Source organism: Polaromonas sp. P1_E11 (assembly GCF_056405995.1).
In genome coordinates this window covers 1-536 of the sequence record NZ_JBFUBA010000025.1, presented here as the reverse complement: position 1 = coordinate 536, position 536 = coordinate 1, and the positions used below count along the sequence as shown (strand labels likewise).

Sequence of the window (536 nt, the reverse complement as noted above, 5' to 3'; positions counted from 1 at the left end):
CTGTAGCGCAGCGGACGCAGCGCGTTGCGATCCATGCCCGCGACCGCCCAGCGGCCGTCGGTCATCGCGAGCGCGGCGGGGCCGTCCCACGGCTCCATCACGCTGGCGAGATAGGAGTACATCGCGCGGTGATTGTCGGGGACGTCGCATTCGGTCGTCCACGCCTCGGGAACGAGGATCAGCTTGGCGGTCGGCGCGTCGCGGCCGGCGCGGCACAGCGCCTCGAACACCGCGTCGAGCGCGGCGGTGTCCGACGCGCCCGCGGGAATCACCGGCTTGATGTCTTCGCTATGCTCGCCAAAGGCGAGGCTCGCCATCTTGATCTCGTGGCTCTTCATCCAGTTCTTGTTGCCGCGGATCGTGTTGATCTCGCCATTATGCGCGAGGCAGCGGAACGGCTGCGCGAGCCACCATTGCGGAAAGGTGTTGGTCGAATAGCGCTGGTGAAAGATCGCGACCCGGCTCTCGAACAGCTTGTTCGTGAGGTCGGGAAAGAAATCCGCGAGACTCTCGGCAAGGAACAGGCCCTTGTAGAT

The 536-nt window shown here is 65.3% G+C and carries 1 protein-coding gene; it reads right to left on the bottom strand.

The window, feature by feature from the left end:
- Positions 1-536: class II glutamine amidotransferase domain-containing protein (locus AC1D11_RS22245; RefSeq protein WP_477651509.1), on the bottom strand; the 536-nt coding region annotated here is incomplete at both ends.